This is a genomic window from Streptoalloteichus tenebrarius, from assembly GCF_024171885.1.
Classification (GTDB): domain Bacteria; phylum Actinomycetota; class Actinomycetes; order Mycobacteriales; family Pseudonocardiaceae; genus Streptoalloteichus; species Streptoalloteichus tenebrarius.
This window is the reverse complement of the sequence record NZ_JAMTCP010000002.1, coordinates 352,736-367,531: the sequence shown is the minus strand read 5'-3', so window position 1 is coordinate 367,531 and position 14,796 is coordinate 352,736. Positions and strand designations below refer to the sequence as shown.

12 protein-coding genes are annotated in these 14,796 nt (G+C 72.4%); 2 read left to right on the top strand and 10 right to left on the bottom strand.

The window, feature by feature from the left end:
• Positions 1-48: 48 nt before the first annotated feature.
• From LX15_RS03365 to bioD, 5 genes are all read right to left on the bottom strand, one after another.
• Entirely contained in the window at positions 49-558 is a 510-nt protein-coding gene (locus LX15_RS03365) for a DinB family protein (protein WP_372502199.1), read from the bottom strand.
• A 518-nt stretch (positions 559-1,076) separates the two neighbouring features.
• Positions 1,077-1,697, bottom strand: coding sequence for a DUF2567 domain-containing protein (locus LX15_RS03360; protein WP_253667948.1), 621 nt, complete (start codon positions 1,695-1,697; stop codon positions 1,077-1,079).
• A gap of 101 nt (positions 1,698-1,798) precedes the next feature.
• Positions 1,799-2,008 (bottom strand): biotin synthase auxiliary protein BsaP, encoded by a 210-nt coding sequence (bsaP, locus tag LX15_RS03355; RefSeq protein WP_253667947.1) that lies wholly within the window; start codon positions 2,006-2,008, stop codon positions 1,799-1,801.
• Between the two features lie 7 nt (positions 2,009-2,015).
• Positions 2,016-3,053 carry a biotin synthase BioB gene (gene bioB, locus LX15_RS03350; RefSeq protein ID WP_253667946.1) on the bottom strand — a complete coding sequence of 346 codons (1,038 nt, stop codon included), beginning with the start codon at positions 3,051-3,053 and terminating at the stop codon, positions 2,016-2,018.
• Positions 3,054-3,189: 136 nt separating this feature from the next.
• Positions 3,190-3,906, bottom strand: a complete 717-nt coding sequence (bioD, locus tag LX15_RS03345; RefSeq protein ID WP_253667945.1) for a dethiobiotin synthase — start codon at positions 3,904-3,906, stop codon at positions 3,190-3,192.
• Positions 3,907-3,962: 56 nt separating this feature from the next.
• On the opposite strand from bioD, the gene LX15_RS03340 reads away from it, so the two are divergent.
• Positions 3,963-4,229, top strand: coding sequence for a glutaredoxin family protein (locus LX15_RS03340; protein WP_253667944.1), 267 nt, complete (start codon positions 3,963-3,965; stop codon positions 4,227-4,229).
• A gap of 755 nt (positions 4,230-4,984) precedes the next feature.
• Here LX15_RS03340 and LX15_RS03335 read toward each other — a convergent pair.
• From LX15_RS03335 to dnaE, 4 genes are all read right to left on the bottom strand, one after another.
• Entirely contained in the window at positions 4,985-6,274 is a 1,290-nt protein-coding gene (locus LX15_RS03335; RefSeq protein WP_253667943.1) for an adenosylmethionine--8-amino-7-oxononanoate transaminase, read from the bottom strand.
• An 11-nt stretch (positions 6,275-6,285) separates the two neighbouring features.
• The gene (locus LX15_RS32155; RefSeq protein WP_301303877.1) at positions 6,286-7,161 is read right to left on the bottom strand and encodes a hypothetical protein; all 876 of its coding nucleotides are present in this window, start codon (positions 7,159-7,161) and stop codon (positions 6,286-6,288) included.
• A gap of 32 nt (positions 7,162-7,193) precedes the next feature.
• Positions 7,194-8,399 carry a cytochrome P450 family protein gene (locus tag LX15_RS03320; protein ID WP_253667940.1) on the bottom strand — a complete coding sequence of 402 codons (1,206 nt, stop codon included), beginning with the start codon at positions 8,397-8,399 and terminating at the stop codon, positions 7,194-7,196.
• A gap of 269 nt (positions 8,400-8,668) precedes the next feature.
• Positions 8,669-12,199, bottom strand: a complete 3,531-nt coding sequence (gene dnaE, locus LX15_RS03315; RefSeq protein ID WP_253667939.1) for a DNA polymerase III subunit alpha — start codon at positions 12,197-12,199, stop codon at positions 8,669-8,671.
• Positions 12,200-12,727: 528 nt separating this feature from the next.
• On the opposite strand from dnaE, the gene LX15_RS03310 reads away from it, so the two are divergent.
• Complete coding sequence (locus LX15_RS03310; protein WP_253667938.1) at positions 12,728-13,765, top strand: Lrp/AsnC family transcriptional regulator; 1,038 nt, start codon at positions 12,728-12,730, stop codon at positions 13,763-13,765.
• Positions 13,766-13,900: 135 nt separating this feature from the next.
• Here LX15_RS03310 and LX15_RS03305 read toward each other — a convergent pair whose 3' ends face one another.
• Entirely contained in the window at positions 13,901-14,785 is an 885-nt protein-coding gene (locus tag LX15_RS03305) for an RluA family pseudouridine synthase (protein ID WP_253668012.1), read from the bottom strand.
• Positions 14,786-14,796: the final 11 nt, after the last annotated feature.

Below are 14,796 nucleotides of genomic sequence, written 5' to 3'. Positions count from 1 at the left end.
CCGGACCGGGGCGACGCCGCGGCGGGAGGCCCGGCGGCGCCCGGGCGCTCAGACGCCGACGGTCCCGTCGATCCCCTCACGCAGGAAGTCGGCGTGCCCGTTGTGCCGCGCGTACTCCTCGATCAGGTGCAGCATGACCATGCGCAGCGACAGCTCCTCCCCCGTCCGGGGGTGGCGCCCGGTCACGTCCAGTGACTCCGCCTCGCGTTCGATGCGGCGCGCGTGCTCGATCTCGGCCTCCCACGCGCCGAACGCCTCGGCCCGCGTCGCCCCGGTGTCGTCGTAGGCGACCTGGTAGTCGCCGTCCTCGGACCAGACGAGCGGGACGTCCTCCTTGTTGATCACACGGCGGAACCAGGTGCGCTCCACCTCGGCCATGTGCCGCACCAGCCCGAGCAGCGACAGGGTCGAGGGCGGCATGGACCGCCGGCGCAGGTCGTCGTCGGAGAGCCCCTCGCACTTCGCCGCCAGCGTGGCGCGATGGAAGTCGAGGTAGCCGCGGAGCATCTCGCGCTCGCCCGCCAGGGGCGACGGACCGGTTCGTTCGATGGGCACCATGGACTCCTTCGGCAGACGACCCGACGACGCATCACGATCTTCGAGCGGGGTCCCGCCGAACAACTCGTTTTCCTTGATGCCACAACGACCCCGGAGATCACCCACCCAGGGCGATCTTCCACGGTTCCACCCGGAAGAGCGACCGACGACGGCCCGAACTGTCAGACCCCCGTGAGATGTTCGAAATGGGGGGTCCCCCTACTACAGGGCTGTAGGCACCGGCGGCCTGGACCCTCCCGCCCCACGGTGAGCCGACCCGACCCGCTGAGATGGGCCACCCGGATCTGACCTGACCAGCGGGTTCCGGTAACCAGCGGGTTCCGGTAACCAGCGGGTTCCGGTGGCCGGCGGGTTCCGGTGGCCGGCGGGTTCCAGTGATCAGCGACATCTCAGGCGGTCAGTGGCGCCTCAGGCGACAGTGGCCCTCAGATCGTTCAGTGGCACCAGGCGATGAGCGGCACCTGAGGCGATCAACGGCGCCTGAGGTGGCCAGGGGCGCGGCCCCGCCGCACGAGCGCTCAGCCGAGCCGGCGCCCCAGGTCGTCGTGACCGTTCCACGCCGCGCACGCGCCGTAGGCGAGGAGCGCGGCGAGGGGCTGGGCCAGCACTACCCAACCCGACTCCAGACGCGGCGGGTCCCACAGCAGGGCTCCGACACGGTGGAGATCGCCCAGCGGGTAGAGCCCCTCGGCGAACGACAGGCCCGTGCGCAGGGCGAGCCAGGCCGCCACCAGCGACCCCAGGGCGGCGGCGAGCATCACCACCGGACCCCTGCGCTGCCGCAACAACCACACGGCACCGCCGGTCACCAGACCGACGGCCAGCGTGAGCAGCAGGAACACCGCGAGGTCGTCGAACCGGTGGTAGCTCTCCAGCGGCAGCGGCGCCAACCGCTCGCCCTGGACCACGCGGACCTGCTGCGGCGGCGCGAGCCGGGACCACAGCCACCCCACCGGAAGCCCGACCAACGCCACCGTGGACAACACGCTCACCGCCGGCATCAGGTCGCGGCGCACCACGACCCTCGGCCGCGCGTGGTGCCACTCGGCGGGCGGCAACGCCTCCGGCCCCCGCTCCGCCGGGACCACCCCGTCCGACTCCACCCGGCTCTCCGGCGACCCCACCGGCTGCTCCGGCACGCAAGACCTCCCGTCGGCCCACCGCCCGACCCCCGTCGGGCATCCCGGACCCTAGTGTCGCCCGTGCCCACCCCGCTTCGTCGGGTGGCGGGGCGACACGTTCAGGCGGTTGGGGCGTCCGACATCGCCGAGCTGGTCGTCCCGTGCGCGCTGCACCGGGCCGTCCACCCCGCCGGCGTCACCTGCACCACCATGCGCCGCGCGCAGCGGGAGCAGTACCGGGGCGGGTCCAGCACGCGCCGACGCTGGCAGGCCTCGTGCCGTCCCTCCCCGGCCGCCCCGCCGCACCAGGAGCAGAAAGCCTCGCTCACCGCGCCCTCACAACGTCTCGTTCAGCGCCTTGATCGGCATCCGCAGGTCCTGGAGCATGTCCAGGTCCTGCTGCGCGGGCCGGCCCAGGTTGGTCAGGTAGTTGCCGACGATGATCGCGTTGATCCCGCCGAGCATGCCCTTCTCCGCGCCCAGGTCGCCCAGGGTCAGCTCCCGGCCGCCGGCGAAGCGCAGCATCGTGCGCGGCATCGCCAGCCGGAACGCGGCGACCGTGCGCAGCGCCTCGGCGCCCTCGACCACCTCGAAGTCCTCGTACGGGGTGCCCGGCTGCGGGATGAGGAAGTTCATCGGCACCTCGTCCGGGTCCAGCTCGGCGAGCTGGGCGGCGAACTCGGCGCGCTGCTCCACGGTCTCGCCCATGCCGATGATGCCGCCGCAGCAGACCTCCATCCCGGCCTCGCGCACCATCCGCAGCGTCTCCCAGCGCTCCTCCCAACTGTGGGTGGTCACCACGCTGGGGAAGTGCGAGCGGGCGGTCTCCAGGTTGTGGTTGTAGCGGTGCACGCCCATCGCGACCAGCTCGTCGACCTGCTCCTGGGTCAGCATGCCCAGCGAGCAGGCGATCTGGATGTCGATCCCGGCGGCGCGGATCGCCTCGATCCCCGCCCTGACCTGCGACAGCAACCGCCGGTCCGGGCCGCGCACCGCGGCGACGATGCAGAACTCGGTGGCGCCGGTGGCCGCCGTCTGCCGCGCCGCCTCCACCAGGCCAGGGATGTCCAGCCACGCCGCCCGCACGGGCGTGGGGAACCTGCCGGACTGCGAGCAGAAGTGGCAGTCCTCCGGGCAGCCGCCCGTCTTGACCGAGACGATGCCCTCGACCTCGACCTCGGGGCCGCACCAGCGCATCCGCACCTCGTGGGCGAGCTGGAGCAGCTCCTCCAACCGGCCGTCGGGGAGCCGCAGGACCTCCAGGACCTGCTGCTCGGTCAGTCCCTCGCCCCGGTCGAGCACCTGCTCCCTGGCGACGGCGAGGATGTCCCCGGCGCCGGGTTCGACGGCGGTTCGCTCAGCGGCTGCGGTCACGGCTCTCCCCTGTCGTCGATCCTGTCGTCGATGCGGTTGGCGCTGTAGTCTGCCGCACTCTCAGGGCCTGTCGATGCGGCATGGATCACTCTCCAAGAAGACCGACGCGACACTGTGGACGGCGCACAACCGCCGGTCACACCGAGAATCGAGCGGCGAAGTCCTCGGCGTCGAACTCGCCCCCCAGCTCGGGGGCCAGCCACCGGCGCGCCGCGGCGAGGAAGTCGGCGGGCGGCAGCTTGCCCATCCCGGCCGGCAGGACGCCGAGCAGCGGGACTCCGGCCGCCACGGGCAGGTCCACCAGGTTGCACCGGGAGGCGAGGTCCGGCTCCTCCGGCCAGCTCCCGACCACCACGCCCGCGCAGGTGATCCCCCGGTGACGCAACGCCTCCGCGGTGAGCGCGGTCGCGTTGAGCGTGCCCAGCCCGGCGGTGGCCACCATCAGCACCGGCGCGCCCAGCGCCCACGCGACGTCGGCGAGGGTGCCGCCCCGGTCGTCGAAGCGGACGAGCAGGCCGCCCGCGCCCTCCACGAGGACCAGGTCGTGCCGCTCGGCCAGCTCGGCGGCGGCCGCCGCCGCCATGGCCGGCCGCACCGGCGGCAGCCCGGAGCGCCGGGACGCGGTCTCCGGGGCCAGGGGGTCGGGGTAGCGGGCCAGCTCACGCCCGGTGACCGCGCCGGCGAGCGCGGCCACCTGGTCCACGTCGCCCGGCTCGCCGGGACGCACGCCGGTCTGGGCCGGTTTGAGCACGGCCACCGACCGGCCGGCGTCGACCGCCAGGGCGGCCACGGCCGAGGTCGTGACGGTCTTGCCGATCTCGGTCCCGGTTCCGGTGATCACGAGGAGATCCACGGCCAGCCAGGCTACGTCCTCTGGACGGCGGCCCCCAACGGGTAGCGTCGGGCCCCATGAGCGACAACCAGGTCGTGATGTACGGCGCGGAGTGGTGCGGTGACTGTCGGCGCGCGAAGGCGTGGCTGCGGCGCAACGAGGTGCCCTTCACCGAGATCGACGTCGAGCACGACGAGGCGGCGCGGGAGCGCGCGGTGGAGCTGTCCGGGCGGCGCAACATCCCGGTCGTGGTGCTGCCGGACGGCGCGATCCTGGTGGAGCCGACCGACGCCGAGCTGGCCGCCGCGCTTCTGCCCGGCGGGTCCTCTCAGCCCGGGGCCTGACGGCAGGCCCGTGGTGGCGTCGTCACGCCGGCGCGGCCGCACCACCCGCGGTCGAGCCGCCCGTTTCCTCGGCGCCCCAACGGAAACCCACCCTCAGGACAGCCCCCACCCGCCCTGGGGGGCGTCCCCGCGACCAGCCTAGCCAGCACCAACCCCGCCCCGCATCACAAGACCGCGGGCCTGTGGACAACAGGCGTTCCACCCATCGCCCGGCCAGTGGTTCAGCGGAGTGATGTGGATAAACCCCGGGGTTTCTGCGAAAACCCTTTGACACAACGGAAAATCTCTGTCCACGGAAAAATCTCTGTCCAGAGTGGCCGGCGGCGCGCCGGGCCCGGGAGCGTCCCGGCGCGTCCCGGCCCGGCGCGCCGCCGGCCATCGGCTGGGCCAGCCTCGGGGAGCGGCCCGTCAGACGACTCACCAGGCGGCCCAAACAGATCACCCATCAAGAGATCGGACAAGTCGCCCGCCAAACAGCCCCAGAGATCACCCGCCAGGAGATCCGGCAGGCCCCCGTCGAGCGACCAAGAGATCACCTGTCAGGCGGCCCGGCGGGCAACCCACCGACCCCGCAAACGGCCGGCGATGCCCCCGACGGCCCCACAGATCATCCGACAGACGACCCGACGGACCAGCACAGACACCAGGTCGATGCCATCGGGCGCGCACAGACGACCTGACCGGCCGCCCTGGGCGCCCAGGGCGCCGAAAAGCGCGCCAGAGCGCCGTCAACGTCCCCTGGCGGCCCAGCGCGGTCACCCCACAGCCGCGGCTGCCACCACCGCCGCCGCGATGCGCGCCACATCGTCGTCGTCGGTGACATAGGGCGGCATCGTGTAGATCAGGTCGCGGAACGGGCGCAGCCACACCCCCTGGGTCACCGCCGCCTTCGTCGCGGCGGCCACGTCGACGGGGTGGTCGAGCTGGACCACACCGATCGCTCCCAGCACCCGCACGTCCGCCACCCCGGGCACCTCGGCCGCCGGGGCGAGACCGGCGCGCAACCCGGCCTCGATCCGCCGCACCTCGCCAGCCCAGTCCTGGCCCAGCAACAACTCCAGCGAGGCGTTGGCGACCGCCGAGGCCAACGGGTTGCCCATGAACGTGGGACCGTGCGCGAGCACGGGGACCGCGCCCCTGGAGATCCCGTCGGCCACCCGCGTCGTGCACAACGTCGCCGCCATGCTCAGGTAGCCGCCGGTCAGCGCCTTGCCGACGCACATCACGTCCGGCGCGACGCCCGCGCCGTCAGCCGCGAACAGGTCGCCGGTGCGCCCGAAGCCCGTGGCGATCTCGTCGAAGACCAGCAGGACGTCGTGCGCGTCGGCCAGCTCGCGCAGCGCCCTCAGGTAGCAGCCGCAGTGGAACCGCATGCCGCCCGCGCCCTGCACCCTCGGCTCCACGACGATCGCCGCCAGCTCCCCGGCGTGCCGCTCCACCGCCTCCGCCAGGCGCGCGACGTACGCGGCGTCGGGGCCCGCGCCGCCGCACGTCGCGCCGGCCGGCGGCTCGTCGACGAACACCTGCTCGGGCAGGACCCCGCGCCACAGGCCGTGCATCCCGCCCTCGGGGTCGCACACGCTCATCGGGTGGAACGTGTCGCCGTGGTAGCCGCCGCGCCAGGTCAGCAGGCGGCGCTTCTCCGGCCGCCCCAGCGACCGCCAGTACTGGAGGCACATCTTGACGGCGACCTCCACCGACACCGAGCCGGAGTCGGACAGGAACACGTGCCGCAACGGCTCCGGCGTGATCTCGACCAGCCGCGCGGCCAGGCGCACGGCCGGCTCGTGGGTCAGCCCGCCGAACATCACGTGGCTCATCCGGTCGAGCTGGCGGCGCGCGGCCTCGTCCAGCGCCGGGTGCCGGTAGCCGTGGATGGCCGACCACCACGAGGACATGCCGTCCACCAGCTCGACCCCGTCGGCCAACCGGAGGCGCACCCCGGCGGCGGACTCCACGACCAGCGGCTCGTCGACGCCCGGCATCGGCCCGTACGGGTGCCAGACGTGCGCGCGGTCCAACGCCAGCAGTTCCTCGGGTCGCATGGGCCAGCAGACTACGGGCCTTCCCCTCGCCCGAGGCCGTCCCGGCGGCGGGGATCACGCCAGAACGCGCCGTCCCCGCCCTCCAGTCGACGCCGCAGCAGCAGCCGGCGGCCCACCAGCTCGGCCAGGAGCAGGGCGTGGTCGGTCGGGACCAACAGCTCCCCCGACGTCGTGCTCAGCAGCACCGCCGGTCCGGGATCGGTGAACAACGGGCGTCCCGCGCGGTCGCTCGTCCACGGCAGCGGTGGCTGCTCCGGCGGCAGCACGGTGGCGCGTGCGGACCGCACGGCCCGCAACGGGATCTCCTCCCCCGCCGGACCGCCCCCACCGGGTTCCCACACCGCCCACGACACCCGGTCCGCCGCGAGCACCACCCGCCCTTGGCACACGCCCCGCAGGGGCAGCGCGACGGTGAAGGCGCTCGCGCCCAGCTCCGGCGACAGCGGAACCAGCAATCGACGTCGCGCCACCGCCGCCAGCACCACGGCCGCCACTGGGAACGCCGGCACGAGCGCCCACGTCCACGCGCCACCGCCGACCAACCCGACGGCCGGCCCGACGCCCAGCAGCGCCAGCAACATCCCGGTCCTCGCCGCCCGGTTCCCCCACCGGTCGGTGTCCCACGGCAACTGGTCGCCGCGCAGCGCCACGACATTGCCCACCAGGGGCGCCACCACGGCGAAGGCTGGCAACGAGGCCCACCAGGAGGTGGAACCCCGTTGCCAGCCACGGACGAGCACGAGGATCACGGTCGCCGCCACCCCGAGGGCGGGCACGCCCAGCAGCGACCACCACAGCAGGGGCCGTGCCCTCGTCCAGCGGCGCGACACCACCGCGACGACGTCGGGGTCGACCGGCCCCGGCACGGACACGGGCACCAGCGGCACGCGCAGCAGGCTAGCGAGCCGCGCCCTGCTCGCTACCGCGCGTTAACCTCGGCGGGCGTCAACCGAACCGGCAGTTCGACCAGCCCGCGCATGAGCTGGCTGTCCCGCCACCGCAGCTCCCGCCCCGGCGCCAGCTCGATCCGGCCGAACCGGGTGAGCAGGTCCCGGAAGGCGATCTCGGCCTCCAGCCGCGCCAGCGGCGCGCCCAGGCAGTAGTGGATCCCGTGCCCGAACGCCAGGTGCCCGCCCAGGCCGCGGTCGATCACCAACTGGTCCGGGTCCCCGTACCGGTCGCCGTCCCGGTTCGCCGAGCCGAGCGAGACCAGCACGACCTCCTCCGCCGGGATCTCCACCTCTCCGATCCGCACCGGCTCGGCCGTCACCCGGAACGTGGCCATGTTGACCGGCGACTCGTACCGCAGGAACTCCTCCACCGCGCTCGGCAGCAGGCCGAGGTCCGCCCGCAGCCGCGCCATCTGGTCGGGGTGCCGCAGCAACGCCAACACCCCGTTGGCGATGAGGTTGACCGTCGTCTCGTGCCCCGCGACCAGCAGCAGGAACACCATCGCCAGCAGCTCGCGCTCGGAGAGCTGGTCGCCGTCGTCCCTGGCGGCGACCAGCGCGCTGAGCATGTCCTCGCCCGGCTCCCGGCGCTTGCGGTCGATGAGCTGGACGAGGTAGGCGACCAGGCCGCTCTGCGCCCGCTCGAACTCCTCCGGCTCGCTGTTGGTCACGATCGTGTTCGACCAGGAGCGGAAGGCGTCGTGGTCGGCGTCCGGGATGCCGAGCAGGGCGCAGATCACCGTGATGGGCAACGGGAAGGCGTAGGCCGTCAGCAGGTCGATCTCGGAGTCGGGGTTGATCCCGTCCAGCAGCCCGGCGCTGATCTCCTCGATCCGGGGCCGCAACGCCTCCACCCGCCGCGCGGTGAACGCCTTGCCGACGAGGCGGCGCAGCCGGGTGTGGTCCGGCTGGTCGCTGTTGAGCATGTGCTCGATGATGGACTCGTCGAGCACGCGCACCCCGCCCCTGATCTCCAGGACCTCCCGTATGCGGCGCGCGTCCTTCGACAGGCGGGGGTCGGCCAACGCGGCCCTGGCGTCCTCGTAGCGGGTGACCAGCCACACCGACAGGCCGGTGGCCGTGACGGCACGGCTGACCGGCGCCTCGCGACGCAGCCGGGCGTAGAGGGGGTACGGGTCCTGGACGAAGGCCGCGTCGAGCACGGTGTGGTGCATGGGCTCCTCCGGGTCGTGCGGTGAGTGAACACAGTTCACTCGCAAAAACGGCCGAAGGCGAGGCCCCAGTGCCGACCAACCACCAGATGACGCCGAACGGCCCAGCAAGAACGGATGGGCAGGGGAACGCGGACACCGCCACTCGCAGCAAACGGGCGACGCCCCGCAGGCGCGACGACGGCCCCGTGTGCCGGCGTGAGAACCCGACCCGGAAACGAGAACGCCCCGGGAGACCCCACGCGGTCTCCCGGGGCGTTCGCCGACCCCGCTCAGCCCAGGCACCCCGGACCGAGCAACGCCTTGAGATCACCCATCAACGACGGCGACGGGCTCACCCGCAACGCCGAGTCCACCCGCAGCATCGTCGTCCGCTGCCCGTTGACCAGCTTCAGGTGCACCTCGGTCGTGCCGGGGTGCGTCTTGAGCACGTCCTTGAGCTTCACGATGAGCGGCTCCGTGCACTTCGCCGCGTGCATCTTGATCCGCAACGCCTGCGTGCCCGCGTCACTGAGATCCGGGACCACCAGGTCGTTGGCGATCAGCGAGACCCGGTCGTCCCGCTTGGTGACCCTCGCCTTCACCAGGACGATCGCGTCCTCCACCACGTTGATCGAGTGCACCGTGTAGCTCTTCGGGAAGAACAGCACCTCGATGCCACCCGCCAGGTCCTCCAACTGGCACGCGGCCCACGGCTCGCCGTTCTTGTTCACCCGCCGCGTCACCGACGCCAGGATGCCGCCCACCGTGACCTGGGCGCCGTCCGGCACCGAGCCCTCCAGGATGGTGGCGATCGGCGTGTCCGACTGCGCGGTCAGGATGTGCTCGACGCCGTTGAGCGGATGGCCCGACACGTACAGGCCCAGCATCTCCCGCTCCAGCGTGAGCTGGTGCTTGGCATCCCAGTACTCCTCGGGCACCTTGACGTCGAACACGCCCCCCACGTCGGGCGCGTCGTCCCCGCCGAACAGGTCGAACTGGCCGACCGCCTCAGCCCGCTTGGTCTCCATCACCGCGTCGATCGCGTCGGCGTGCACCAGGTGCAGGCCCTTGCGCGGGTGCCCCAGCGAGTCGAACGCGCCCGCCTTGATCAGGGACTCGACGACCTTCTTGTTGCAGACCTGGGCGTCCACCTTGCGCAGGAAGTCGGAGAAGTCGGTGAACTTCCCCTTCTCCTTGCGCGCCTTGATGATCGCGTCCACCACGTTGGCGCCCACGTTGCGGATCGCGCCCAGCCCGAACCGGATGTCCTCCCCGACCGGGGCGAACTCGCGCTCGGACTCGTTGACGTCCGGCGGGAGCACCGTGATCCCCATGCGCCGGCACTCGGCCAGGTAGATCGCGGACTTGTCCTTGTTGTCCGAGTTCGTGGTGAGCAGCGCGGCCATGTACTCGGCCGGGTAGTTGGCCTTCAGGTACGCGGTCCAGTACGCGACCAGGCCGTAGGCCGCGGAGTGCGCCTTGTTGAACGCGTAGTCCGCGAACGGGACCAGGATGTCCCACAGGGTCTTGATCGCCTCCGGCGAGTAGCCGTTGGCCAGCATGCCCGCCTCGAAGCCGGTGAACTCCTTGTCGAGGATCTCCTTCTTCTTCTTGCCCATCGCCCGGCGGAGCAGGTCCGCCTGTGCCAGCGTGTACCCGGCCACCTTCCGCGCGATCGCCATGACCTGCTCCTGGTACACGATGAGGCCGTAGGTCGTGTCCAGGATCTCGGCCAGCGGCTCCGCCAGCTCGGGGTGGATCGGCGTGATCTCCTGCTGGCCGTTCTTGCGCAGCGCGTAGTTCGTGTGCGAGTTCGCGCCCATCGGGCCGGGCCGGTAGAGCGCGATGACGGCGGAGACGTCCTCGAAGTTGTCCGGCCGCATCAGGCGCAGCAGGTCGCGCAGGGCGCCGCCATCGAGCTGGAACACGCCCAGGGTGTCGCCCCGGCTGAGCAGCTCGTAGGTCTTCTTGTCGTCCAGCGCCACGCTGGCGATGTCGATCGTGCCCTTGCCGTTGAGCTCGATGTTGCGCAGGGCGTCGTCGATCGTGGTCAGGTTGCTCAGGCCCAGGAAGTCCATCTTCAGCAGGCCGAGCGTCTCGCAGGTCGGGTAGTCGAACTGCGTGATGATCGCGCCGTCGTTGGGCCGCATCCAGACCGGGATGTGGTCGGTCAGCGTCTCGGAGGACATGATCACCGCGCAGGCGTGCACGCCGGCGTTGCGGATCAGGCCCTCCAGGCCGCGCCCGGTGTCGATGATCTCCTTCACCTGCGGGTCGCTCTCGTAGAGCGCGCGCACCTCGGCCGCCTCGGCGTACCGCTTGTGCTGGGGGTCGAAGATCCCGGACAGCGGGATGTCCTTGCCCATCACGGCCGGCGGCATCGCCTTGGAGATCCGGTCGGCCACCGCGTAGCCGGGCTGGCCGTAGAGCACCCGGGCCGCGTCCTTGATCGCCGCCTTGGCCTTGATCGTGCCGAACGTGATGACCTGGGCGACCTTGTCCTCGCCCCACTTCTGCGTGACGTAGCGGATCACGTCGCCGCGCCGACGCTCGTCGAAGTCGATGTCGATGTCGGGCGGGCTGACGCGGTCCGGGTTGAGGAACCGCTCGAAGATCAGTCCGTGGGCCAGCGGGTCCAGGTCGGTGATGCCCAGGGCGTAGGCGATCAGCGCGCCCGCGGCCGAGCCGCGGCCGGGGCCGACCCGGATGCCGTTCTCCTTGGCCCAGTTGATGAAGTCGGCCACCACCAGGAAGTAGGACGGGAAGCCCATCTGGAGGATGACGCCGATCTCGAACTCGACCTGCTGGCGGTGCACCTCGTCGATGCCGTTGGGGAACCTCCGCCGCATGCCCTCCCAGACCTGCTCGCGGAAGTACTCGCCCTCGGTCTTGCCCTCCGGGATCGGGAACCGCGGCATGAGGTTGCGGAACTCGAACATCCCGGTCGTGTCGACCTTCTCCGCGATCACGAGGGTGTTGCGGCACCCCTCCTGCCACGCGTCGGAGGAGTCAATCGCCCGCATCTCCTCCGGCGACTTCAGGTAGTAGCCCTCGCCGTCGAACTTGAACCGGTTCGGGTCCTGGAGGGTCTTGCCGGTCTGCACGCAGAGCAACGCGTCGTGCGCGTCCCGGTCGTCGGCGTAGGTGTAGTGCGAGTCGTTGGTGACCACGAACCGCAGGTCCAGCTTGCGGGCCAGGTCCAGCAACCCGTCCCTGACCCGGCGCTCGATCTCGATGCCGTGGTCCATCAGCTCGACGTAGAAGTTGTCCTTGCCGTAGATGTCCCGCCACGCGGCGGCCGCCTCCAGCGCCTCGCGCTCGTGGCCGAGCCGCAGCCGGGTCTGCACCTCGCCCGACGGGCAGCCGGTGGTGGCCATCAGCCCGGCGGAGTGCTGGGCGATCAGCTCCCTGTCCATCCGGGGCCACTTGCCCAACTGGCCCTCGATCGAGGCCAGGCTGGAGACCTTCATCAGGTTGTGCAGGCCCTCGTTGGTCCTGGCCCAGATGGTCTGGTGCGTGTAGGCGCCGCTCGCGGAGACGTCGTCGGCGCGCTGGCTCGGGTCGCCCCACCGCACCCGCTCCTTGTTGAACCGCGAGTCCGGGGCCATGTAGGCCTCGATGCCGATCACCGGCTTGATCCCGGCCGCCGTCGCCTGCTTGAAGAAGTCGTAGGCGCCGTACATGTTGCCGTGGTCGGTGATCGCGGCGGCGGGCATCCCCAGTCGCTCGCACTCCGCGAACATGTCCTTGAGCTTCGCCGCACCGTCGAGCATCGAGTACTCGGTGTGGACGTGCAGATGGACGAACGAGTCACCGGCCACGGGCAGGGGCCTCCTCACAGGTCGGGTGCGACGTCCGGTGCCGCCGACGCGGCGCGGGAGGTGGGACGGGGGCGGGCGGCGCGACACCGCGGGTCCCCGACCGGCGCCGTCGGCTGGGCCCGGTCAGCCTAACGCCGGACCGGATCGGGCCAACGGAGGCCGGCCGGCGGCCCGTCCCGCGAGGTCGTCCCTGTCGTTCCCTGCCATGCCCCCTGCCTACCCCCGACCCCCGACAGGACCAGGGGTCGTCGGCGGGGCACCGGGCCGAGGTCCCCCGAAATAGTGGCGTCCATGGCCGTGACCCGCCCCAGGGGCCCGGTCGTGACCTGCCCGCCTCCGGTCTTCGACCAGGGATTTTTCTCGTTCGGCACTGAAGTCATCGGACCTACTGGCCGAGCCGTTCTCACAGGCCGCCCGGCGGCGCGGGGGACCCGGCGCGCCCCACAGACGGGTGCGCTGTGAGGGACATGGTCATGTCTTGGCCGGGCGTTGCCACGGGGGACGGGGCAACCGGGTAGCGTGCGCTGCGTGGTCGCGCCGGATCCCGTGGACACCCGCCTGCTCGCCCTGGTCGCCGAGGCCGGCCGGATCGCCGTGCACGACATCGCGGCGCGGGCCGGAATGGACGTCCGGGAGGTCGCCGCCCGGCTGGCCGCGCTCGCCGCGAGCGGCCTGCCGCTGGTCGTCGGCGTCGAGTGCGATCCGAACGGCATCCGCGCCGCGCTCGCGGCCGCCGGCGTCTGGGGGTACCAGCAGCAGGTCTACCCCACCGGCCAGTACCCCGTGCACACCGGCGCGTACCCGGTCCACACGGGCCCGTACCCGACGCCCCAGCAGAGCGGCCCCTACCCGGCGCCTCCCGCGCAGTACCCGCAGCCGATGGCGCACCCCCAGCACGTCGTCCCGCCCACCGGGCCGTACCCCGGGGTGCAGCCCGGACCCCCGAGCCAGCCGTTCCCCGTCGCGGCGCCCCAGCCACCCGCGCCGCCCATGGCCCATCCCCAGCCCGTGGCCGCCGCTCCGGCCACGCCCGACCCCATGAGCACCTGGGGGCCGCCCCAGAGCGCGTCGTGGGCCAGGGGCGACCAGCCGCCGCAGCAGCCCGCCCCCGGCCGCAACGCCCCGCCGGCGGCGCCGGCCCCGCGCACCGGCAAGGTGGGTTCCACGCTGGAGACCGAGGGCCTGGAGGGCGAGCGGCTGGCGATCCAGCTCGTCGAGGTCGTCGACCCGGCGGACTTCCTGTTCACCGCGGCCGGGTACCGGCTCCAGGAGGGCGAGCGGGCGGTCGTGGTGCACACCGAGCTGACCAACAAGGGCACGACCGCGTTCTCCTCGCTGCCCGACCTCTACCTGGTGCTGGTCGCCGCCGACGGCACGCCGGTGGCCAAGGCCCCGGTGTCGCTGTCGAGCCGGCCGCCGCACCGCATCGGCGTGCAGCCCGGCGAGACGGCCGGCGGTCACACGGTCTACGTGCTCCCGGAGGACACCGACCTGGTCGCGGTCCGGTGGAGCCCCCGGCCGGATGACGAGCAGCGCACGCTCACCTGGTCGCTGGCGGAGTCCTGACCACTCTTCGCGTCAGGTTCGCGACGTCGCCCTCACCAGCCCCCGCATGACAAGGGCGGGGCGCCGGCCCGTCGGCCAGCGCCCCGCCCTCCTCGTCGGTCCCACCGGTCCGCGGAGCCGGTGCTCTGCTGGTTGTCAGTACTCCTCGCGCAACAGGTCCAGCGCGTGCTGGAGGTCGTGCGGGTACTCGCTGGTGAACTCGACCCAGCGGCCGTCGGCGGGGTGGGCGAAGCCGAGCGTCCGCGCGTGCAGCCACTGCCGGGAGATCCCGAGCCGGCGGGCCAGCACCGGGTCCGCCCCGTAGGTCAGGTCGCCCACGCAGGGGTGGCGCAGGGCAGCGAAGTGCACCCGGATCTGGTGGGTCCGGCCGGTCTCCAGCCGCACGTCCAGCAACGACGCCGACCGGAACGCCTCGGTCACCTCGTAGTGGGTGACGCTCGGCTTGCCCCCGGCGACCACGGCGAACTTGTAGTCGTGCTTGGGGTGGCGGTCGATCGGCGCGTCGATCGTGCCGCGCGTCGGGTCGGGGTGGCCCTGCACCAGCGCGTGATAGCACTTGGTGACCGTGCGCTCCTTGAAGGCGCGCTTGAGCACCGAGTACGCGTGCTCGCTCTTGGCGACCACCATGACCCCGGTGGTGCCGGCGTCCAGGCGGTGCACCACGCCCTGTCGCTCGGCCGCGCCGGAGGTCGCGATCCGCACGCCGGCGGCGGCCAGGCCGCCCACGACGGTCGGCCCGGTCCAGCCCGGGCTGGGGTGGACGGCGACGCCGACCGGCTTGTCCACGACCACGATGTCGTCGTCCTCGTGGAGCACGACCATGCCCTCGACCGGGACGGCGGCGACCACCGTCGGGCGCTCCGGCGCGGGCAGCAGCACCTCCAGCCAGCTTCCCGCGACCAGCCGGTCGGACTTGCCGGCGGGGCGTCCGTCCACCAGCACGTCGCCCGCCTCGGTCAGCGTGGCCACCGCCGTGCGCGACAGCCCGAGCAGCTTCGACAGCCCGGCGTCCACCCGCATGCCGTCCAGCC